Genomic DNA, 23,180 nt, shown 5'->3' with positions numbered 1-23,180 from the left:
AAACATTATATCATTTTTTTATATTTTTAGTTATGTAAACCATCATAAAGAATAGAATGAGTTGTATAGTATACACATTATGACTTTAAGCATGTAATTGAGAAAAATAGTTGTTTAATAAAGATGATTTTTTAATGAATTTCATATATTACTTTTATTTGGTGTTTGATACAAAGTAATAAAAGGAACAAAAATTATAATTTATCTTAGTAGTTATATTCGTAGTAGTATTTGTATTCTTTAATAAATTATTATTAATATTAGTCTTATAATCAATATTAATGTGGTTTGGTTGTTGATTTATTTAAGAATTTATATTTTTATAATATCAATTTATCAATAATAAAGATTATAAAGTTATAATTGATGTTTTAAGAATAAATAGATAGTGACATTTGTCGATAAAAACTGAAAGATAGATATATTTATATTCATATTTCGTTAAAATATTATAACAGCTTAATATTCAGGAAAACTGTTCAGTAATAACAAATATTTATTATTATTAGAGTAATATTATTGATAATTTTAAAATTTCTTGGACTGATATTTCAATTATTAAACTGCAAATAATAACGATTGTTTTGAGAACGTGTTTAATAATATTTTAAATATGTATATAAAACAACATATAATATAACTTATTAGTTATATTTTTATATGAATATGTTATTTTTACATTAAATAATTACTAATATTGTGCGTATTCGTTATTTATATAAAACAAAGAGCTTAGTAATTTGATCAAAAAGCCCTTTGGTTTTACATAAAAAATAAAATATGATCAGTACTGTCAAAATTATAGTAGAAAATCTTCTAGTTTTTTCTGTTTTTCATCGATAGCTTTCTTAATCATTGAGGGCGTGCGCCCTTGTCCAGTCCAGGTTTTAATTTCACCATATTTATTAATATACTGGTATTTTGCTGGGCGAGTTGCACGTTTATTTTTGTGAAATAATTTGGTAGTAGTACTTAAATTTTGTAATAGTTCATTAGGATCTATTCCATCAGCTATAAGCATATCGCGGTATTGTTGTAATTTTAGAGCATGTTTTTCTATTTCAGCTTGGGCTTGATTCTTCTCTTTTCGGCGTTCATTAACAACTGTTTCTAACTTTTCTAACATTTCTTCTAATGTTTCAAGAGTATATTCTCTAGCTTGCGCTCGTAACGTGCGTATATTATTAAGAATTTTTAATGCGTCATTCATTGATTTAATCTCAAATGTTATAAATAACAAATCTATTGATAAGGATAGAGCGCTAATTTATTTTCTGCAATACCTAGGGTGTTTTAATTTATAAATAATTTTATTATATTTTGTATTAATAAGTAATTATATATAGAGTTATAAATATAAGTAAAGTATTGTGATATGTTATATTTTACTAAAAATTATTTTATTAATTTAATTAAATAATGTTATTTATTTTTTATAAAAATAAATAACATTATTTAATTAAATGATTATTTTTTATTTTTACAAATTTTAAATAATAGATAATAGTTGTTTATTAATTTTTTAGTTATTTTTATTAGAAACATAGAATCTTTTTAAGCATAGAGCATTTATTTATTTAAATTATTGTTTTATACATAAAATATAGAATGATATTAAGATATATACGTGGTATCGTGAAAGTGTTTGTAATTAGATGGAATCTAAAATTTATTACATTAAAATTAATGTATATATACAAAATATTTTTATTTATAAATTTCATAGATTAAATTAGATTAATAAATTTATTCTTAACATAATAGAATTATGTTATGTGAATAGTATTCAAATTCTGTGACTGAGATAGGATTGTAATTTATGGCGCAATTATATTTTTATTATTCAGCAATGAATGCTGGAAAAACTACCGCATTATTACAGTCTTCTTATAATTATCAGGAACGAGGAATGCATACTGTATTATATACTGCTGAAATGAATTATAAAAATTGTAGGCATGAAAAAATTAAATCTCGTGTTGGATTAACTGCTTCTGCTAAAATATTTAATGTTAAAACTAATTTTTTTGATCAAATAGCAGCTATGTATCAGGATGATATAATACATTGTGTATTAATAGATGAGTGTCATTTTCTTAATCGTGATCAAGTGATTGATTTAGGAAAAATAGTAGATACGTTGAATGTTCCTGTGTTGTGTTATGGTTTACGTACTGATTTTAAAGCTGATTTATTTCCGGGAAGCTTATGGTTATTAGCATGGGCGGACAAATTAATTGAATTAAAAACTATTTGTTATTGTGGACGTAAGGCTAATAGAGTTCTTAGAATTGACGATCAAGGTGTAGTAATACGAGATGGTAATCAAATATTAGTTGGAGGTAATAATCGTTATGTTTCAGTATGTCGTAGGCATTTTTTGGAAAAATTCGAATTATCATTCTCATCTAATAAAACGTGTTCACCAAAATAGATAAAAAATTAATTTAGTTTTTGTATGTATATATCTTAATAAATGTATAAATATTATAAATATTTATACCTGTTATATTTTGTTCTAAACAGATATATGTTTATAACATTAAAGATATTAATAATATTAAAATTAAAATAAATATTATATGGGTTATAGATTTTTGATTGTATTAATTTTTTATTTTATGTTTAATATATGTTTTTATTGTGATTCATATTGTGATTATTGACGATATATATTGTATATATTGTGTCTAGTTTGGCTGTGTTATGTATATAATGGTTAATTGTTTAATAATTTAATTATGAAATTAAGTATAAATGTTGCATTGATAATATTGAGGGGAATAAATTTCTACTTTAGCACATAAATAATTTTTTTATTATCTGTATAAATCAATTGTAGTTATTGAGTGTGTTCGATAAAAATAATATACAGTTTTACCAAATATTGCCATCAGCATTTTTATTGGTTGATTTATCTTGAGTTGAGTTGTGCTGTTGATGCACTGAAGATTAAAATTTTTATAATAAGGGGCTTAGGAAATAAAATAAACGTTCAACAACGCGTTCCCAGTAAGGACGGTTAGCCCATGTTTGAGGATCAATTACTCTAGAATGAGAAATATAGTTTTGTTGTGTTTTTTCCAGTTCATTACTAAATTCCTGGCTATCAATGACTAAAGTAAGCTCAAAGTTTAGCCATAGGCTTCGTGTGTCTAAATTTACAGTACCTATTATACTTAGTTGTTGATCAACTAATACACTTTTTACGTGCAATAGTCCATTTTGGAATTGATGTATTAAAACACCAGCTTGTAATAATTCGCTAAAAAATGCTCTACTAGCCCAATTTACTAGTACAGAATCGTTATTTTTTGGAATAATGATATGAACCTCTACTCCTCTTTGCGCTGCTGTACAAATAGCATGTAATAAATCATCGCTAGGTACTAAGTATGGAGTAGTAATTATAAGCTTTTTACGAGCTTCATATAATGATATTAGTAATATTTGATGAATTATTCCTTCTGGACATCCTGGGCCAGAAGGAATAATTTGAATGGTATGGCCTGTTGGTATTAATTCGTGAGCTGCCACTACGTGAGTATTTAATAATAATGGTAATAATATATGTTGTCCTGTTTCAATTTCCCAATCAGAAGAAAATATTATGCTCATAACTGAAGTCGCAGGTCCGTCTATTCGAACCATGATATCAATCCATTGTCCAACTCCTATATTTTTTTTAAATAACTGTGGATCTACCATATTCATACTGCCAGCATAGGCAATATGCTCATCAATTAATACCATTTTTCGATGTTGGCGTAAATCCATTCGTCTCAAAAAAATTCGTAGTAAATTTACATGTAGCGCTTCTACTACATGGACTCCAGCCTGTCGCATTATATTAGGATATGAACTGTTAAAAAAACTAGCACATCCAGCAGAATCTAATATAATACGACATTGAATGCCTCTTTTAGCTGCTATAATCAATTTTTTTATAACATGATCTACTAATCCTCCAGATTCCCAAATATAAAATACCATATCAATACTGTGTTGGGCTAATTCAATATCTTTAATTAAAGAGGTAATAGTATCATTAGTTTTTTTAAATAATTGTATTTGATTACCTTTTAGAGCGCCTATTCCTTGACGATGTTCACAAAGCTTAAATAATGATGTAGCAGTTGCACTGTGTTCAGTTGAAAAAATATGTTTATAGGTTTTTAATATTTGTATGCGACGTATAGTAGATAACCATGCTATTTTACTTCTAGTAGATCGTTGTTTACCAAGATTAGGTTCTCCAAATAGCAGATATGTAATTACACCTATTAGAGGTAAAATATAAATTACCAATAACCATGCCATAGATGATGGAACTGCTCGACGTTTTATTAAAACTCGAAATGTAACTAATGCGATTAATAACCAATAACTGCATAAAAAAATACAATTAAAAATGGTGTACATCGCGATCATTATTATAATAAATCCTATTTAGAACGTTTATGGAATATTTTAATAAAAGGTTGCTATTCGATTATTATTTGAATGTTTATTGTGTGATAAATCTTATAATTGCATAAGAGACTTATATATTTATAATAATCAAATTTTAATTGGTAAAATATATTAATTAAATATTAATAAATTTGTATTAATAGTATTGATTTTGTTACGTTTTTACAAATTATAAAATATATGATAATTGTATGAAATTTTTTGTGTATTAAATAAATAAATGGGTATATTCACTACAATAATTAGTGATTTTGTTCATCGGTGATTAAAAATTTATTTATTATTAACGTTAAATTAGTATATAATTAAAATTTAAAACTTGATATATGTGTTTAATTAAAATTTTTTATTTTAATTAATTACTGTTGATATTAATTAATATTTTTAGCAGAAAAATATATTTATTTATTTAATGAATGTAAAAAATTATTGTTGAAAATTTCATATATATATGAATAGCATAAGAATGATCGTATAAAATAAATTATACATATTTAAGTGAATTTGATACTGAAATACTATATATATTACTATTTTAGTGTGTGTAATGAAAGAAATATGCAAAATATAAATGTGTTTTTTATAATAAAGTGATTAAAATTTTTAAAAGTATTAAGGAGCGTGATAGAGAATAATTTCTTGTACAAAATGATAAGTTATTTAACTTGTATAATATAATATGAGTTTTTTAAAAAATTTAATTATCAATAGTTATCGACGTATTTGGTACAAATTACATGTATCGATTTATTTTTGTGTTTGTTTATCGTGTACAATGCATATGATTGTAATGAATATATTATCGTACCAATTTTCTCATATTGTTAATAAATCTATTTATATAGAAAAGTCTAAAATATTTACACTATCGTTTCTGCAATTTGATCAGGTTCCTTATTCTTCATTGGAAGAAAGTCAATCATTAAAATTATTAAAAAAAAATCATAATAAGCCAAACCTAAAAACTAGAACATATCCAAAACAACAACAGATTGTAAATAATTCTAAAAATATATTAAATTCTAATAAAAATTTTTCTGCAGCTGGAAATAATAATATTAATCTTTCAGAAGCTACAAAGAATTCTGTATCTTCTCTTAAAATAGATCATAATCAGAGCTATGTATCTTCTTGTGTGATTAATCGTATATATCCTGAATATCCTAATAAAGCAAAAATATTAGGTATCGAGGGAGTAGTTACTGTACAATATGATGTTAACATTAGGGGTAGAGTTGATAACATACGGGTGTTGTCAGCTGTTCCTTCTGGTATATTTGAAAAAAGCATTAGATCGGCCATGCGTCGTTGGGTATATGAGAATAACAAATCAGAAAAAGATTTAACTATTACTTTTAAATTTTGTTTAAATGCTAATAAAAATTTTAGTGATCGGCATATTAAGAATTAAATAGTTGGTATACTTAAACATTTTGTATGGAATAAAATAGTGATTTGAATTAAGTGTATTTATAAAAGTATATAGGACGGTATTTTAAATTAAATAATAAATAATATTAAAATTGTTATTATTTAATAAATACTGCATAATTTATGCAGTCTTAACGAGCATATATAGACGATAAAGGTATATTAAAATTATTACAGATAATGCATTACTAAAGCTATTTACTAAAATTTTAGTAATAAATATCCAATTATAGTAATGATGGTATACAATTAACATCAATACCGTTTTAATTAAAAACCATAATAAAATAGGTGGTGTAATTATATGAAAATTACGATAACTTGTTTTGATGCTAAGGCACATGGCTTTCACGATGGGTAAATTATCAATAATGACTATAATTGGAGTTAGACTTATAATAATAGCCAATATAATCCCTAGGATCATTGCTATCATAAGCCCTAATTGTATAAATAATGTAGTACAAAAAATTAATAATAGAAATTTTGGAAATATTAGTATTGCTGATGTAATAATATTTCCTATGTTTAAGTGCTGATTATTTTTATTAGTGGTAGATATTAAATGTAACATAGTTAGTATACTTCCACATAAAAAGGTACTACTTAGAATTTTAGAAATACTATGAGCAGCAGATAATCTGAATAAAATGTACTGTTGATCTACTGATAACTCTTTGATTACGTTATGTAATCCTATTCCAATAAAATTATTCATGAATATAAGTTCTTCTTGTTTTGGCAATAAAATATAGTCTAAACAAATTTGAATTAATGTTGTAATCAATATTAATATTATGATATCAGTATAATAATTATGAATAAAATGCAATACATCTCGAGATAATTTAATTATCATAGCTTTTATAATTTTTTCTCTGAAAAATATTTTTTGAAAATAAAAAATCATATTTTTAAAATGAAATTAATGAGATATGATTAAGTTATTTTATAATTTTTAGTATTATTAATAGTTTATAACAAATCGAATATTTTTATTTCTATGTTCCATATTTTGTATAGGGATTTTAATATCGTTGTTATTATATTAGTAATTACATGGGTTTATTGATGTTAAGTGTTTGTTTTATATAAGAATTAAATGATACATATTACATGTAAAAATTTAATTTGCATGAAAACACATAGACATTTTCATTAGACGTACTAATTTTTTTAATTGTTCTAGCGTTAATTCCAGATTAGATATGTTTTCTTCAATAATTCTTGCAATTTCAGAACCGGAAATAATTCCAGAGGCGCCTAATAATACTGATTCTTGAGCTTGCAGTGGTGTATGTATGCCAAAACCTTGTAGAATAGGTATTTTTTTTTCTTGTTTTTGAATATATTTAATTAAATTATATAAAACAGCAGTATTAATTGTTTTTTTGTTAATTTCAATTCCAGTTACTCCTGGGCGGGATAATAAATAGATATATCCGGATCCTTGTCTTATAATTTTATGTATTAATTCTTCAGTAGCATTAGGTGGACAAATAAAGATATGTGCTATTTTATTTTGTATAGCAGCTTTATAAAATGGTAGGCTTTCTTCTATAGGAAGATCAGGAATTAGCACGGAATCTATATCCAGTTCTGCACAATATGAATAGAAATTATTTATTCCATTTTTAAACACTAAATTTGCGTAGATTAATAATCCGATAGGTAAATGTGGATATTTATTACGAATATTTCTCAATATGACAAAACAACGTGAAAAATTTATACCTGATTTGAAGGCTCGTGCTATGCTTTTTTGTATTACAGGCCCATCTGAGATAGGATCAGAAAATGGTATACCTAATTCTAATGCATCAGAACCTGATGCAATTAAAGTATCTACAATATGCATAAAAGAAACAGCATTTGGATCACCTATAGTAATGAAAGGGACAAATGCTCCTGATTTATTTTGATTTAAGCGTGTAAACAATTTTTGATAACGATCCATTTTTATATCTCTTTTTGTGTTTGTAATACATTATTAACTGTATAAATATCTTTATCTCCACGTCCAGATAAATTCACTACTAAAATTTGTATTTTATTTGGTTGTTCTTGAATTATTTTTAGCGCATGTGCCAAAGCATGAGCGGATTCTAGAGCTGGAATGATTCCTTCATGAGCAGATAATTGCTTAAAAGCTGCTATAGCTTCTATATCATTAATAGATACATATTTCACTCGACCAGTGTCTTTTAGGTAAACGTGTTCTGGTCCAACAGATGGGAAATCGAGTCCAGCAGAAATAGAATAGGAATTTTTTATTTGTCCATCTGAAGACTGTAAGATTGAAGTTTTCATGCCAAAATAAATTCCTATATTTCCATGTTGTAGAGCAGCGCCATGATATTTAGTATTTGTTCCTAAACCTCCCGCTTCTACACCTAATAATTGTACTGATGGTGTATCAATAAAATCAGAAAATATTCCAATAGAATTAGATCCTCCTCCTACGCAAGCGATAATTGCATCTGGTAAACGCTGTTCATATGTTTGTATTTGTTTATATGTTTCTTTTCCAATAATACGTTGAAATTCTCTAACAATTGTGGGAAAAGGATGAGGGCCGGCAGCTGTACCGAGCATATAATGAGTGTATTCATAAGTTCTAGACCATTCCCGCATAGCTTCATTACAGGCATCTTTTAAGGTGCCAGAACCATGATGCACTGGGATCACTTGTGTACCCATTAATTGCATTCGTAGAACATTAAGTTCTTGACGTTGTATATCTTTAGATCCCATATAAATACGACATTTTAATTCTAAAAGAGATGCTGCAATAGAGACAGCAACTCCATGTTGCCCAGCACCAGTTTCAGCAATTATTTCTTTTTTACCCATACGTTTGGCTAATAAAGCTTGTCCTAATACTTGGTTGGTTTTATGAGATCCTCCATGCAATAAGTCTTCACGTTTTAAATAAAGTTTAGCACGAGTTCCTTTCGTTAAGTTTCTACATAACGTTAAAGGAGTGGGTCGACCAGCATAATGATTTAAAAGGTATTTAAGTTCTTTTTGAAAAGCAGGATCATTTTGAGCTGATATAAATGCTTCTTCTAATTGAGTAAGTGCTGGTATTAGAATCTGTGGTACATACATACCTCCAAATTCACCAAAATAGGACTGTAGTTTTATCATATCGATTTATATTGGTTCCTTTAATTATTTTTAAATGTATTGATTGTTTAATAAGATTTTAGTATTTGAAATATTTTTATAAGTTTCTTATGATTCTTGATACCTGGTCTGATTTCAACTCCGGAATTAAAATCTAAACCTAAACAACCTATTTTTGTTGCTTTTATACAATTATTTATTGTCAATCCTCCTGCTAAAATTATTTTTTCTAATTGCATATTAGAAAGGAGTGACCAATCAAAAGTTTGTCCACTACCTCCGCCATTATCTGCCAAATAGCGGTCTACGTTTAGTATATTACATGACAATAAAGGTCTGTGATTCATATTAATACTTTTCCATATATGACATGTAATAGGTAGTTGTTTTCGTAAAATATTAATATAATTTTGATCTTCTGTTCCATGTAGTTGTACTGCTGATAGATTTAATATATTTACTATATTGATAACATAAGAAATAGTAGCATTATGAAATACACCAACATAACTTAAATTTTTTACGTTAGAAACAATATGTTGTGCGGTAATGATATTTATATAGCGAGGTGAGCTAGAAATAAAAATTAATCCTCCATATATCGCCCCTAATTTGTTAGTAATATAAGCATCACTAACTCGAGTTAGTCCGCATATTTTATTTTCTCCTAAAATTAATTTTTTTACTGCTATATCAATATGTGGTTGAGACATTAATATTGTTCCGATTAAAAATCCATTGACATATGGTCTAAGTTTTCTGATTTGACAATAATTATTAATACCAGATTCGCTAATTATTGTTATTGTATTGGGTATATGTTTACTGAGAGTGATAGTACGATTTAGATCAACGGAAAGATCATGTAGGTTACGATTATTTATACCGATAACTTTAGCTCCTAAATATTTAGCACGTTTTAATTCATTTTCGTTTACTATTTCTGTTAATACTCCCATACGTAGCGTATGGGTTATTTTAACTAATTTTTGATATGTTGCATCATCTAAAATTGATAGCATTAATAAAATGGCATCAGCTTGATGTAATCGTGCAAAATAGATTTGCCATTCTGAAATGAAAAAGTCTTTACATAGTATTGGTTGTTTTACGATTTCACTTACTTGGTGTAAAATATTAAAATTTCCGTGAAAGTATTTATCGTCAGTTAGTACTGAAATAACTGAGGAATATTTTTTATAGGTTTGAGCTATCTGGATAGGATTGAAATCATTACAGATAATACCTTTAGAAGGTGATGCTTTCTTACATTCTAATATAAATACTGTTTGTTTTTTTTTATTGGACACAGCATGATAAAAATCACGATTGCTTACTTGTATCTTATTTTTTAAGATATGTAACGGGTGTCGTTTTTTTTGTTCAGTTATCCATATTTTTTTATGTGATAAAATTTCATCAAGTATTGTGTGTTGCATGTTTTTGTATCCTATTTTTTGATAAAGATAACAAACGAGCGTAAGGAATACCATGGTGTATTTTGTCTAGAGCCAATTGTGTATTATCACGTAAGTTGCCATATCCAAATAATTTTAATAATAATGCTACATTGGCAGCTGTTATGGCTGAATGCGCAGGCTCTCCTTTTCCTTTTAGTAAATTAATCATGTATTCGTGAGCTTGGTTTCTTGAATGACAGTACAGTGTTTCTATTGGATAGGAGTTTAATCCAAAATCTCCCGCTGTTAAAACATAGTTGTTTATTGTATTATTGTGTAATTCTGCTATATGAGTAGGGGCGTGTAACCCTACTTCATCTATTCCTCCGCAATGTACTACTATTGCGTGATCATATTTGAGTAATTGCAATACTTGAATCATAAGCGATAATAATTCTTTTTTGTATACACCAATTAGTGTTAATACAGGTTTAGATGGATTAATTAATGGTCCTATTATATTAAATAGTGTGGGAGTTTTTAATTGTTTGCGTATAGGCATTATACGATGCACCACTTCGTAGTATTGAGGAGCATGTAAAAAACATATACCTAGTTCATCAAAATTTTTACGTGCTTGTTGCGCATCTGTTTTTATATCTAAATTATTTTTTTCTAAAAAATCCATTGATCCTGTTAGACTAGATATACTGCAATTGCCGTGTTTAATAATTTTTGCACCACAAGTTGAAGCAACAATAGCGCTTGCTGTAGAAATATTAATAGTATTGCAATTATCTCCCCCAGTGCCTGTGATATCTGCAAACAAGCTATTTGGACGGGGAAAAGGTTTAGCATGAGCTAATAATATATTTATAGCGCCTATTGTTTCTTCGAATGTTTCTCCACGTGTTTTCATGCTAATAAGTGCAGCTGCTATTTGTATAGAAGATAATTTTTTCTCTATTATGTTATAAAATAGTTTTTCACTTTGTTCTTGGCTGATGTTTTTACCTTGATATAAAGTTTCCAGAATATCTTGCATATTATTTTTTTCCTTGAGATAAACATATTGCCCACGCGATAGTTTGTGTAATGAGTTGTGTGCCATGGGTGGTTAAAATAGATTCAGGATGAAATTGAAATCCACAAATTAGATCAGAATCATTACGTACTGCCATTGCTACATGCTTATTGTAATAGGCATTAATTTTTAAATTATTTGGTATGTAATTACCTATTAGCGAGTGGTATCGTCCTACTAAAAAAGGGTTTGGTATATTAGAAAACATAGCTAAATTATCGTGGTATATTAAAGAGGATTTTCCATGAAAAATTTTTTTTGATTGAGATATATGCCCCCCATAAAATTCTATGATAGCTTGATATCCCAGACAAATTCCGATAATTGGAATTTTTCTAATTAGTTGTTTTATTAATTGTGCCATGCATCCAGCTTTGCTGGGGGATCCAGGCCCTGGTGATAACATTAAAATTGGATTTATCATATTTGATAGTGTGTTTATGATTATTGATATTGGTAATTGATTGGTATATATTAACACTTTATGTCCATTGTCACGTAACTGATCTACTAAGTTATACGTGAATGAGTCAATGTTATCTAGTAATACTATGTTGCTCATTATTAAAATAACTCCTCAGAAGCATGTGCTATAGCAATAGCGCGTAAAACAGCTCGAGCTTTATTACGACTTTCGTCTGCTTCCGATTGAGGTACGGAATCTATCACTACGCCAGCTCCTGCTTGTACTGTAGCTATTTGATTCGTAACATAAGCCGATCGGATAATAATGCATGTATCTAAACTTCCAGAACCAGTTAAATATCCAATAGCACCACCATAAGTATTTCGTCGTGTACCTTCCACTTCGTAGATAAGTTGCATAGCTCTAATTTTAGGCGCTCCGGTTAATGTACCCATATTCATACATGCACGATAAGCATGTAATACGTCGAGATCGTGGCGCAATTCTCCTACTACTCTAGATACTAAATGCATAACAAAAGAGTATCTATCTACTTTTAACAAATCAGCTACATACCGACTGCCCGCTTTGCAGACACGTGCCAGATCATTTCTTGCCAAATCTACTAACATTAAATGTTCTGATAATTCTTTGTGGTTTAAGCGCATTTCTAATTCTATGCGATTATCTGAATCTGTATCTAATGATCCGTCAATACGATGAGTTCTAGCTCGTGTTCCGGCAATGGGATAGATTTCAATGTGTCGAGTGTCTGCATTGTATTTTAAAGAACTTTCTGGAGAAGCTCCGAAAAGTGTAAATATCGTGTCTTGCATAAAAAACATGTAGGGACTGGGATTGTGAGTTTTTAATATGTGATATGCTGCTAATGGTGAAGGGCATGGAAGAAAAAAACGTCGTGAGGGAACAGCTTGTAAAATTTCTCCTTGGCGTATAGCTCGTTTTATTTTACGTATAATTTGTTTATATTTTTCGTCACTTGGATGACAACGTAATGTCATATTGTGTACTTTTTGAGATGGAATAGTTTGAGGCGTTTGATTGAGTTGGGTTTTTAATTGGTTCATTCTAGTTTTTAATCTATTTTTTTCTAAAGTGTTTGAAGTAAAAAAAGTGCTTTGTAATAAAGCAGTATGTTGTTGATGATCAAAAACTAATAATGTTTCAGCTAAGTAGAAACAGTAGTCTGGGCATTTATAAGTATTAATTAATTTAGGAAAAGATTCAAAACAAGATATTAAATCATAAGAAAATAGACCACCTAAAAATATGGCTTTAGGAACATTTTTAAATGGTTGTGTTATCATTAATAGTGATCGTAAACAGTCAAATATTGAGATTGATCGCAAACGTGTATCTTCATCAATCATTGTTTGTATTGGTGGAAATATCAATTTGATTTTATCAACAGTTTTATTAATTTTTACTTGTATTGGGAAAGTTTTCTCTAGTAATGGGAGTAAACTTGCGCCATTTTTAGTTAGAGCTTGTATGGTGACATTTGTACCATAGGCAGTAATACGTAAAGCACTGTCAATAATCATCATGCTTTCTATGTTATGTTTTTTGTTAATTTCTGATGATTCTAATAATAATGTCGAATTACGGTTATTACATAATTGGTTAAAAATTGCTGTAGGATTAGAATGGTAACGTACTTGAATATTTAGACATTCTATATGAGTTTTTTTAAATTCCATTATTTAATTTTTCCAGTTATTTATTGAGATCTTATATATATTAACGGTTTGATTGAAATATTTTCAAGTATATTAAACATTCTAAATAACTGTTTAATTACTATTAAATGGTTAAGTAGTAGAATATTCAGTTTTATCTTGATATGATTATGTATCTATTTTGTAATAAAATGAATCGTCTTAGTATTACCATTTTTTAAATGTTAAATGACAATAATTGCAAAGATATTAAAAATTATTTGTTGAATATAATTTTTTATGTATTGCTATATTGGGTAATTGTATGTTGTGGTTTTGTTTATAGTATAATTGGTTTGATAAATGTAAATGTGAAATTGTATTGAATTTTTTATGATACATATTGTTGTATTTTATTTATTTATAGGATTTTTTATTTCAATATATAAATAGTTATTATTTTTCGTTCTGTATAAATTGAGTTATGATTATTATCCAATTTTGAATTAAATATTATATACTTTTTGTTTTAGTTAATGGTATAACTAAGCAATTAATAAATGTTACAATAAAGTATTAATAAATAGATATTATAATTTTTATATTATTTTTTATAAATTTAATATTAATTAAATAATGTTAATTTAATTACAAAAAACATAATAATAGTTAATTGAAATTTAATAAAAATTTTCATAATTAACTATTATTAAATTTAATATATATATCTAAAAAATTTTAGATTGTTAAACATTTCTCTAAAATTTAGGATTAAATCTAACTATGAAATGGGTGTCATTTATATACTTAGTTTTAATCGAGTATATAATTAAATATAGTTTTATGAAAATTATGTTTTATAGAAAATCAAATAAAATTTTATTTGTTTGTTTTGTTTTTACTTGTATATATGAGAAATTTATTGAGAATTGATAGGTAAATTATTTTAGACACATATTAATTATAATTTTCGTTTAAAAGTTATTTTTTAAATATTAAGAATATATACCAAATATGTGATTTATATATTGAGAATATGGTGTATTTTGAATTAGTTACATAAAATGATGATTAATAATAATTATAAAACCTCTATTTAATTATTTTAAAAAATTGTCATAATTACTTATTATAGATTGTTTTGTGTTCAATTGGGTTTTAAATATAGATTATGTATAGGTATGTATGATAAATACATTAACTTAATATGAACAAAGCTCGTGGAACAAAATATATATCAAATAGTGTTTTATTATTGTAAAATAAGTTATTGGAAGTTGTTATAGTGTTTGGATATGTATTGATTAATAGGGTTTTAGCATATATAAAAATATGTTTTATTTTAATAAGTTATCTAAATTAGATATGTGGAATAGCATCTATTTGGGAATGGAATTGCGTTAGATTGATAAAATGTTCTAAGGTATTAATTAAAGTTGTAGATTGTTTTCATAGCATTCAATATATTTTTCAGATTAAATTATGTTATGTAAGTATACATATGCAATGTAGCAACCAATGTATATTTTATTAGATAGTTTAAATAAAATATAAATCTATAATAATTAAGGTTTAAATATAAAAATAAAGTTTAATGATATATGGAAATATACTTTGTTTATTTTAGTAGAGAGTGAGAGTAGTTAATCATAGAAGTTATGTTTGTGTTAAATATACATGATACGAATTTAATTCGTTAGACAAATTGGTCGTTAGTTATATAAATTGGTATTTTTAATTAAAATTTTTTATTAATTTTATTATTTAAAGAATTTATGTTTATAGTATTACTTATTTTGAATAGTGATTATATTTATTTTAAGAAATGTAAGATTAAAAAAGTAAATTATAAAATTTTTTGATCGAATTAATATAATATGACCCTATAGGAAAATATTCCGTATATTTTCTATAACTGTATATATTTAATCTAATTTAAGATATGGTTAATTACTAGCTTAGTATTATTAGAATTATTTTGTATGCCTTAGATGGGAAATCATTCTATTTATCATAAATAGAATGTATAACTAAAAATTATTGTTTTATAATCAATTTTATGTAAATGGTAGACATAAAATAATCAGGGATGTAGATCGACACAAGGAAAATATAATCTACTTACTTTATACGAATTGATCTAATCTAATAGATTTTTTATAAAAAATAAAATGTGATTATATCATATGTGGATGTTTAATTTTTAAAATAAAAAATATTTAATTCAAAAAATTGTAGAAATTATAGAACCAATATTTTGATCAATTTTATGTGGATGAATGAAACTAATTTTTATATAAGAAACTAAATTAAATATTTAAAATATAAATTGTTTATTGCAATGGATTATTTATATATTATTTTAATTAATTAACATTTTTAGTACCGTTGAATTATATTTAACAGTGTTTTAATGTAGTGCTAATTTGGTAATTTTATATATAATTACATTGTATATCAATTATCTATTTATGTAAATGAATAGATGTAAATATATCATATATGATGACGTAATTTCATACATAAATTAATCGTAAATAGTATTATATTACAGAATAATTTAGTTCATTTTGAGACACTATATAATAATTAATATTTAATTGTATTGGGATTTCTTATTTTTTATTAGTTATGAAATAAATGTCCTAATTTAAAGGCTTTGGTATCTAAGTATCTAGAATTTTCTGGATTTCTTCCGACTATTAATGGAATTCGTTCTGTGATATTAATACGTGATGTATTTAAAATTTCTAATTTTTTTGGATTATTTGTTAGAATACGTATTTTTTTTACACATAATAATTTTAAAATATCTGCACAAATAGTGAAATCTCGTTCATCAGGAGCAAACCCTAGACATTGGTTTGCTTCTACTGTGTCAGCTCCGCTGTCTTGTAAGGCATAAGCACGAATTTTGTTCAACAATCCTATGTTACGTCCTTCTTGTCGATGATAGATTAAAATACCACGTTTTTCTTCTGTAATACAATATAATGCTGTTTTTAGTTGGAATCCACAATCACAGCGTGAACTGAATAAGGCATCACCCGTTAAACATTCGGAATGTATTCGTGTTAATACTGGCTCTGATCCGGTGATGTTTCCATATATTAATGCGACATGGTTATGCCCAGTAAATTTTTCTTCAAATCCTACTACTAAAAAATTACCCCAAATTGTTGGTAATTTTGCTTCTGTCACACGCCTAAGTCGCATATTTGTTACCTCTCTAAAGATGTAATCAATAATGTTTGTTTTTATTAAAGAATAGATGGTTTCTTAATAGTTAAATCGTAGTGGAAAAATATATCATATTAAATGATATCTATATTATGGTTATTTGTAGTACAATATATTTTTAGTGAATAATGAGTCATTCAGTATATATGATAATGGTATTATTATACGTGTAATTACCAAAGTTTATTATGATGAGTATTATATGTTTTATTTGTATAAAATATCTATAAACTGTATGAATGTTTTATTCTCAGCGATTGTTGTGAACACTATATGTAACAGATAGTATTAATTAAATAATAAAAAAATTATATTATATAATTATAAATATGAATATCTTTTTATAAATTATAGAATCTATAACAATAGAATGTACTAAACAGGACTTATGAATATCTATTATAGATTGTTAATCTAGGATAAATTTTTAATATATATAAGTAATACGTAATAATTGGTACTTAACTTTTTGATTACAGTTGATAATTATAGATTCAAACAAATATCTTTATATTTGATTATATTTTTAATGAGAATGAGTGTTGTTAATACCTAAAGTATTATATGTATTTTAATTTTTTATTTTACTGTCTAAATTAGTATAGTGATCAGTAAAACAGATAATATTTATGTTGAACTATATGATACGATTGTAATTTTATATATTTTATTTTTATATTTTAAATGTTATTATTAAGATATAAACGTATAAAAATTATAGGGAATAAAAAATAAAATTATTAATTTTTGTATTTTTTATAAAATAAATTAAAGATAATTATATAGATATGAAATATAAATTTCATAATCGCAATAACATAATAAAATATTAAAGAATATTTTATTTTAGATAATTTATTATGAGGTTGATGTATAAATAAATAGAAACAGGATGTTGTATGCATATTACATATATTTTGATCTCAAAAATTAATTTTTTTGATAATGATAATAGAGTTATAATAAATTATTAACAACTGCTGACTACCTGTATAATATTTTGATCACAGAAATATATATTATGAATTGGTATATGTAGGAAGTAGTATATGTACATACATTGATAATATATTTTATATATTAGTTAGTATATGGATTTAGTTTAAAAATAAATATAATGTGACTAGTTAAATGTTGATGAATAAATTGATTAATATAAATGGAGTATTTTAAACTTTAATCATTAGTTATAGTGTGATTTAAATGTAGGATGTTTGGAAGATATTTTGTAGGTCAATGGTATTTGAGCATAAGTAAATGACACAAATATAATTAAAGGTAGTAGTAATCAAATTTTTATATATTCAAAGCATTACATGTTTTTTGTAAATCAAAGTTATTTATCATTAAGTTATGTAGTTTATTTGCTTTTTATTATAGAAATATTTTAATATTGTGTATATTTTGTTTATTTATTTTGAGATTTTTAAAGTTATATATTCGATCATATAAATATTTATACATATTTAATATTTTATATTGCTATTATAGCAATACTTTTTAATTTTTTAGAAATATTTAAATGTCAATTTATATAATTAAGAGTGTAAATAATTTTATAAAAGTATGACAATAATTGTTAGATAAATCTACAATGGTTGTTATATTTAAAATATTTTAAAATGTAATCACAATACACTGGTTTGGAGATGAAAGTATGGCGTTGCTTAGTAATAAGCGGATTTTAGTTACCGGCATGGCTAGCCATCGGTCGATAGCTTATGGTATTGCTCAGGCTTTATATAGAGAAGGGGCTGAATTGGCTTTTACTTACCATACCAATAAATTGAAATTAAGAGTGCAAGATTTATCTAAAAATTTTGATTCTGATATTATATTACCATGTGATGTATCTGAGGATTTTTGTATAGATCAGCTATTTGTTGAATTGAAAAAAAAATGGTTAACTTTTGATGGGTTTGTTCATGCGATAGCATTTGCTCCTACTGAACAGTTGCAAGGTGATTATGTTAATACTGTTACTCGTGAGGGTTTTGCATTATCTCATGCTATCGGTTCTTATAGTTTTGTGGGCATGGCTAAAGCATGCAGAAGTATGCTAAATAATAAAGCATCTTTAGTTACGTTAACTTATTTGGGGTCTATACGTGCAATACCCCATTATAATGTAATGGGATTGGTTAAAGCTTCATTAGAAGCTAATACTCGTTATATGGCCTATAGCATGGGCCCGGAGGGAATTCGTGTTAATGCAATTTCCTGTGGACCTGTACGTACTTTGGCTTCTTCTGGTATTAAGAATTTTAAAAAGATGTTATCATCTTGTCAGAGACAATCACCTATACGCCGTAATATTTCTATAGAAGAAATTGGAAATGTTGCTGCATTTTTGTGTTCTAATTTATCATCTGGAATTACTGGGGAAATAATTTATGTTGATGGCGGGTTTAATATTATTTCCACTATAGATGATACAAATGACTTACATAAATAACGGTGTATTTTCTTGTATGAAATCTGCATATTTGTATTCTTATAAAGAATTACATATATATGGGGTTATTTTTATTGTAAAGAGTTTTGAGTTATGGCATCTTTTTATTGAAATATTTTAATGCTAGATCTATAAATAATTAGGGTATATAAATATGCGATATCGTATTGTACCAGTTACTTCTTTTAATCAAAATTGTTCAATAATTTGGTGTGAAATAACACATGAAGCGGCTTTAGTAGATCCTGGGGGAGAAAGTAATAAATTACGAGCAGAAGTAGATAAGTTAGATGTAAAGATAGGTAAAATTTTACTAACTCATGGCCATATTGATCATGTTGGTAGCGCAGTTGAACTAAAAAAATATTACAGTGTTCCAATAATAGGACCACATAAAGCTGATCAGATATTGTTAGATAGTTTGATTCTTCAATGCAATATGTTGGGCGTGGAGGATATTCCCAATGATACTACTGCAGTTGTCCCGGATTTTTGGTTAAAAGATGGTGATATAGTACAAGTAGGAAATGAAGTTTTTAATGTATTACATTGCCCTGGCCATTCTCCAGGGCATGTAGTGTACTGGAACAAAACTCAAAAATTTATAATTATGGGAGATGTATTATTTAAAGAAAATATTGGTCGTACAGATTTACCAGGGGGCAACATTACAGCTTTAATTAATTCTATTAAAAATAAGTTATTTTCGTTAGGAGATGACATTATTTTTTTACCAGGTCATGGTTCTCAATCTACTATTGGGCATGAACGTGTGAATAATACTTTTATAGTATAATAAAATTTTATTTGATTGCAATATAATACAGTAAGAGTACATAATATATATTATGTAAATAAGATAGTTTCTTAATCTTTATAGGGTTTTCATTTGTTAAAGTAATAAGTTTTTTATTCTTATGTAATCAAGTTTCATTAATAATTTTAATAATAGATCTACATACATAAGCTATATTATCATTCGATAATCCAGCTAAATTAATTCTGCCAGCACCTACTAGGTACACGCCGAATTTATTTCGTAATTTCATTACTTGATTTTCATTTAATCCTATAAAAGAGAACATTCCACATTGGTTTTTAACAAAACTGAAATCTATATTTTCATTATTATTTTTTAAAGTATTAAAAAATAATTTTCGCATATAATCAATATGTTCCCGCATGGTTTTTAGTTCTTCTTCCCATATAGAGCGTAAATTTTTATTGTTTAATATCAAAGAAACAATAGATGCACCATGCGCTGGTGGATTAGAGTAATTACTACGAATGATAACACGCAACTGACTTAATACTCGATCTGCATCATTTTTATTATTGGTTACTACACTGCACGCTCCTATTCTTTCATTATATAATCCAAAATTTTTTGAATAAGAATTGCATACTATCAATTCTGCATTTTTTTTACAGAAAACATGTAATCCTTCAATATCTTCTTTCAATCCACGAGAAAATCCTTGATAAGCTAGATCGAATAAAGGCAACCATCTATTTTTTTCTGATAATTCTGATAGAATATTCCATTGTTCAATATTAGGATCAATTCCTGTGGGATTATGGCAACAACAATGAAATAGTACTACATCATTAGGTTTAACATTTTTTAAACTTGAATATAACTCGTCAAAATTTAGTGAGTGAGTTGTATTATTATAATAAGGATAGGCGCATATTTCAAATCCTGCTGACAGAAAAATATTTTTGTGATTTATCCAACTGGGATAACTTATCCATATTCGCTTGGATTTAGTATTTTTTACTATAAACTCAGCCGCTATACGTAATGCACCAGTTCCTCCAGGTGCTTGAACAGTTCTTATGCGTTCTTTTGGAATAATAGAGTTATTATCATTTACTCCAAATAATAAATACTGAGTAGCTGTATTAAAAGAATGCATACCCTCTATACTAAGATAATTTTTAGTGGTTTCATTTTTTAACAACCATTCTTCAGCTTGTTTAACACTAGTTAAAATAGGAGTATTTTTTATTTTATCAAGATATACACCTATACCGAGATTTATTTTGTGTTTTCGTTCATCAGAATTATAAATTTCTGATAAACCAAGAATTGGATCAGCAGGTGCCATTGTAATAGACTTAAACATAACTTATGTCCATATTTATTATAACTGTATAAGGATCCTATACTTATATCAAAACTATTATTTTTTTCCAACTATTAATATTATATTTTTTAATTTAAATGCTAAATATAATGAATGTTATAGTTTTATATATCTATTATTTATTTTTTAATATTATAGTAATATATATTTTATTTATGTATGTTTATATAAATGTAAGTACTATTAAAAATTAATATTATTTGGTGTTCTGGGGAAAGGTATAACATCTCTAATATTTTTTATTCCTGTAACATATATCATTAATCTTTCAAAACCTAGACCGAATCCTGAATGAGGTACTGTTCCATATCGTCTCAAATCACGATACCACCAATAATTTTCTTGTGTTAAGTTGTTTTCTTGTAATCTTTGATCCAAGGTTGATAACCTTTCTTCTCTCTGTGAACCTCCAATTATTTCTCCAATTCCAGGTACTAAAACATCCATAGATGCTACAGTTTGGTTATCATCATTTAAACGCATGTAGAAAGCTTTAATACTTTTTGGATAATTTTTTACTATTACGGGAGATTTAAAATATTCTTCTGATAGATATTTTTCATGTTCAGAGAACAAATCTGTTCCCCAAGTTATTGGAATATTAAATTGTTTATTACATATTTTTAATAATTTTATTGCTTCAGTATATTCTATACAGTTGAACTTAATATTAATGAAGTTTTCTAATCGAGAAATGATATTTTTGTCTATTTTATCAACAAAATATTTTATATCATCATAGCGTTCTTTAAGGAGTATTAAGATGACATTTTTAAGTAAAGATTCTGCTAAAACAATAATATCATCTAAAGTCATAAATGCTGCTTCTGGTTCTATCATCCAAAATTCAGATAAATGGCGATTGGTATTGGAGTATTCTGCTCTAAAAGTTGGGCCAAAAGTGTATACTTTCGATAATGCACAAGCGTAGGTTTCAGCATTTAATTGACCTGATACTGTTAAAAAAGCTTCTTTATCAAAAAAATTATGGGGGTCATAAGCATTTGTTTTTTCTTTTGAATTATGTAAAACTCTCTGATTTTTTGAAGTAGAAACGCAGAACATTTTTCCATTGCCTTCAGTATCATATGCAGTAATTATAGGGGTAGGGACCCATATAAATCCTTGTTTGTGCATAAAATTATGAATAGCTTGTGATAATGTGTGTCTGATGCGTGCAACAGCCCCAATTATATTGGTACGTGGTCTTAAATGAGAAACTTTACGTAGATACCTCATAGTATGGTTTTTAGCTGTTATTGGGTAGGTGCTAGGGTCTTCTATCCATCCTAATATTTTAATATTTTTTGCAATTACTTCAACACGTTGTTTCAGTCCAATGGACTCAGATACGATTCCGTCAATTACGACTGAGCAACCACTAGTTAGGTGTAATATTTCATTTTTATAATTGTATAAATTATCGCACGCAATTACTTGTAGTGAGGTTATGCAAGAACCATCGTAGATATCAAGAAAGGAAATTTTAGCTTTAGAATCACGTCGGGTGCGAATCCAACCCTGTATAGTAATTTCAGTATTTTTTGATATATAACCGTACAATATATCTGCTACTGATACTACATTCATGCTATAGTCCTCCAAATTTTCAAACTAATGATATTGCTGTGTCATTTATAATTTAAATTTAAATATATATAATGCATATTATAATTGGCTAAAGATATTATGAGTTATAGTGCATATAACTTTTTGAGATATATTTATGTTTT

Annotated in this window: 16 protein-coding genes; 4 read left to right on the top strand and 12 right to left on the bottom strand. The window is 26.4% G+C overall.

Translation table 11 applies throughout. The features are described from left to right. Window positions 1-799: 799 nt before the first annotated feature. The gene (gene hns, locus M9400_RS03010) at window positions 800-1,210 is read right to left on the bottom strand and encodes a histone-like nucleoid-structuring protein H-NS (RefSeq protein ID WP_250232370.1); all 411 of its coding nucleotides are present in this window, start codon (window positions 1,208-1,210) and stop codon (window positions 800-802) included. A gap of 609 nt (window positions 1,211-1,819) precedes the next feature. Between hns and M9400_RS03005 the strand changes: the two genes are divergently transcribed. Further along, on the top strand, window positions 1,820-2,434 hold the full coding sequence (locus M9400_RS03005; RefSeq protein ID WP_250232369.1) for a thymidine kinase: 615 nt from the start codon (window positions 1,820-1,822) through the stop codon (window positions 2,432-2,434). 527 nt (window positions 2,435-2,961) lie between these two features. Here the strand turns inward: M9400_RS03005 and cls are convergent. Then, complete coding sequence (cls, locus tag M9400_RS03000) at window positions 2,962-4,431, bottom strand: cardiolipin synthase (protein WP_250232368.1); 1,470 nt, start codon at window positions 4,429-4,431, stop codon at window positions 2,962-2,964. 832 nt (window positions 4,432-5,263) lie between these two features. Between cls and M9400_RS02995 the strand changes: the two genes are divergently transcribed. After that, a complete protein-coding gene (locus tag M9400_RS02995; protein WP_250232367.1) occupies window positions 5,264-5,884 on the top strand; it encodes a TonB family protein in 621 nt (206 codons plus the stop codon). A 141-nt stretch (window positions 5,885-6,025) separates the two neighbouring features. Here the strand turns inward: M9400_RS02995 and M9400_RS02990 are convergent, their stop codons facing one another. The 8 genes from M9400_RS02990 to ribA all read right to left on the bottom strand — a co-directional run bounded on the left by M9400_RS02990 (window position 6,026) and on the right by ribA (window position 16,818). Further along, on the bottom strand, window positions 6,026-6,763 hold the full coding sequence (locus M9400_RS02990; protein WP_250232366.1) for a YciC family protein: 738 nt from the start codon (window positions 6,761-6,763) through the stop codon (window positions 6,026-6,028). Between the two features lie 267 nt (window positions 6,764-7,030). Further along, on the bottom strand, window positions 7,031-7,861 hold the full coding sequence (trpA, locus tag M9400_RS02985; protein WP_250232365.1) for a tryptophan synthase subunit alpha: 831 nt from the start codon (window positions 7,859-7,861) through the stop codon (window positions 7,031-7,033). Window positions 7,862-7,863: 2 nt separating this feature from the next. Further along, window positions 7,864-9,054: a tryptophan synthase subunit beta gene (trpB, locus tag M9400_RS02980; RefSeq protein ID WP_250232364.1), complete on the bottom strand. Its 1,191-nt coding sequence runs from the start codon at window positions 9,052-9,054 to the stop codon at window positions 7,864-7,866. A gap of 47 nt (window positions 9,055-9,101) precedes the next feature. Continuing rightward, on the bottom strand, window positions 9,102-10,472 hold the full coding sequence (gene trpCF, locus M9400_RS02975) for a bifunctional indole-3-glycerol-phosphate synthase TrpC/phosphoribosylanthranilate isomerase TrpF (protein WP_250232363.1): 1,371 nt from the start codon (window positions 10,470-10,472) through the stop codon (window positions 9,102-9,104). Then, the gene (trpD, locus tag M9400_RS02970) at window positions 10,453-11,478 is read right to left on the bottom strand and encodes an anthranilate phosphoribosyltransferase (protein ID WP_250232362.1); all 1,026 of its coding nucleotides are present in this window, start codon (window positions 11,476-11,478) and stop codon (window positions 10,453-10,455) included. Before trpD ends, trpCF begins: the two co-directional genes overlap by 20 nt. Before the next feature lies 1 nt (window position 11,479). Continuing rightward, on the bottom strand, window positions 11,480-12,079 hold the full coding sequence (locus tag M9400_RS02965) for a glutamine amidotransferase-related protein (RefSeq protein ID WP_250232361.1): 600 nt from the start codon (window positions 12,077-12,079) through the stop codon (window positions 11,480-11,482). 2 nt (window positions 12,080-12,081) lie between these two features. Then, window positions 12,082-13,644 carry an anthranilate synthase component 1 gene (locus M9400_RS02960; protein ID WP_250232360.1) on the bottom strand — a complete coding sequence of 521 codons (1,563 nt, stop codon included), beginning with the start codon at window positions 13,642-13,644 and terminating at the stop codon, window positions 12,082-12,084. A gap of 2,583 nt (window positions 13,645-16,227) precedes the next feature. After that, a complete protein-coding gene (ribA, locus tag M9400_RS02955) occupies window positions 16,228-16,818 on the bottom strand; it encodes a GTP cyclohydrolase II (protein ID WP_250232359.1) in 591 nt (196 codons plus the stop codon). 1,681 nt (window positions 16,819-18,499) lie between these two features. Between ribA and M9400_RS02950 the strand changes: the two genes are divergently transcribed. Then, window positions 18,500-19,297: an SDR family oxidoreductase gene (locus M9400_RS02950; protein WP_250232358.1), complete on the top strand. Its 798-nt coding sequence runs from the start codon at window positions 18,500-18,502 to the stop codon at window positions 19,295-19,297. A gap of 154 nt (window positions 19,298-19,451) precedes the next feature. Then, a complete protein-coding gene (locus M9400_RS02945) occupies window positions 19,452-20,093 on the top strand; it encodes an MBL fold metallo-hydrolase (RefSeq protein ID WP_250232357.1) in 642 nt (213 codons plus the stop codon). A 127-nt stretch (window positions 20,094-20,220) separates the two neighbouring features. Here M9400_RS02945 and M9400_RS02940 read toward each other — a convergent pair whose 3' ends face one another. Continuing rightward, entirely contained in the window at window positions 20,221-21,426 is a 1,206-nt protein-coding gene (locus M9400_RS02940; protein ID WP_250232356.1) for an amino acid aminotransferase, read from the bottom strand. Between the two features lie 204 nt (window positions 21,427-21,630). Continuing rightward, window positions 21,631-23,037, bottom strand: coding sequence for an asparagine--tRNA ligase (gene asnS, locus M9400_RS02935; protein ID WP_250232355.1), 1,407 nt, complete (start codon window positions 23,035-23,037; stop codon window positions 21,631-21,633). Window positions 23,038-23,180 lie beyond the last annotated feature (143 nt).

This window comes from Blochmannia endosymbiont of Camponotus sp. (assembly GCF_023586085.1).
Taxonomy (GTDB): domain Bacteria; phylum Pseudomonadota; class Gammaproteobacteria; order Enterobacterales; family Enterobacteriaceae; genus Blochmanniella.
This window is presented reverse-complemented; position numbering and strand designations above follow the sequence as displayed.

Bases quoted from the DNA above. Each gene is read 5' to 3' on its own strand.
- hns (WP_250232370.1), bottom strand. From the start codon at position 1,210: ATGAATGACGCATTAAAAATTCTTAATAATATACGCACGTTACGAGCG.
- M9400_RS03005 (WP_250232369.1), top strand. From the start codon at position 1,820: ATGGCGCAATTATATTTTTATTATTCAGCAATGAATGCTGGAAAAACT.
- cls (WP_250232368.1), bottom strand. From the start codon at position 4,431: ATGATCGCGATGTACACCATTTTTAATTGTATTTTTTTATGCAGTTAT.
- M9400_RS02995 (WP_250232367.1), top strand. From the start codon at position 5,264: ATGAATATATTATCGTACCAATTTTCTCATATTGTTAATAAATCTATT.
- M9400_RS02990 (WP_250232366.1), bottom strand. From the start codon at position 6,763: ATGATAATTAAATTATCTCGAGATGTATTGCATTTTATTCATAATTAT.
- trpA (WP_250232365.1), bottom strand. From the start codon at position 7,861: ATGGATCGTTATCAAAAATTGTTTACACGCTTAAATCAAAATAAATCA.
- trpB (WP_250232364.1), bottom strand. From the start codon at position 9,054: ATGATAAAACTACAGTCCTATTTTGGTGAATTTGGAGGTATGTATGTA.
- trpCF (WP_250232363.1), bottom strand. From the start codon at position 10,472: ATGCAACACACAATACTTGATGAAATTTTATCACATAAAAAAATATGG.
- trpD (WP_250232362.1), bottom strand. From the start codon at position 11,478: ATGCAAGATATTCTGGAAACTTTATATCAAGGTAAAAACATCAGCCAA.
- M9400_RS02965 (WP_250232361.1), bottom strand. From the start codon at position 12,079: ATGAGCAACATAGTATTACTAGATAACATTGACTCATTCACGTATAAC.
- M9400_RS02960 (WP_250232360.1), bottom strand. From the start codon at position 13,644: ATGGAATTTAAAAAAACTCATATAGAATGTCTAAATATTCAAGTACGT.
- ribA (WP_250232359.1), bottom strand. From the start codon at position 16,818: ATGCGACTTAGGCGTGTGACAGAAGCAAAATTACCAACAATTTGGGGT.
- M9400_RS02950 (WP_250232358.1), top strand. From the start codon at position 18,500: ATGGCGTTGCTTAGTAATAAGCGGATTTTAGTTACCGGCATGGCTAGC.
- M9400_RS02945 (WP_250232357.1), top strand. From the start codon at position 19,452: ATGCGATATCGTATTGTACCAGTTACTTCTTTTAATCAAAATTGTTCA.
- M9400_RS02940 (WP_250232356.1), bottom strand. From the start codon at position 21,426: ATGTTTAAGTCTATTACAATGGCACCTGCTGATCCAATTCTTGGTTTA.
- asnS (WP_250232355.1), bottom strand. From the start codon at position 23,037: ATGAATGTAGTATCAGTAGCAGATATATTGTACGGTTATATATCAAAA.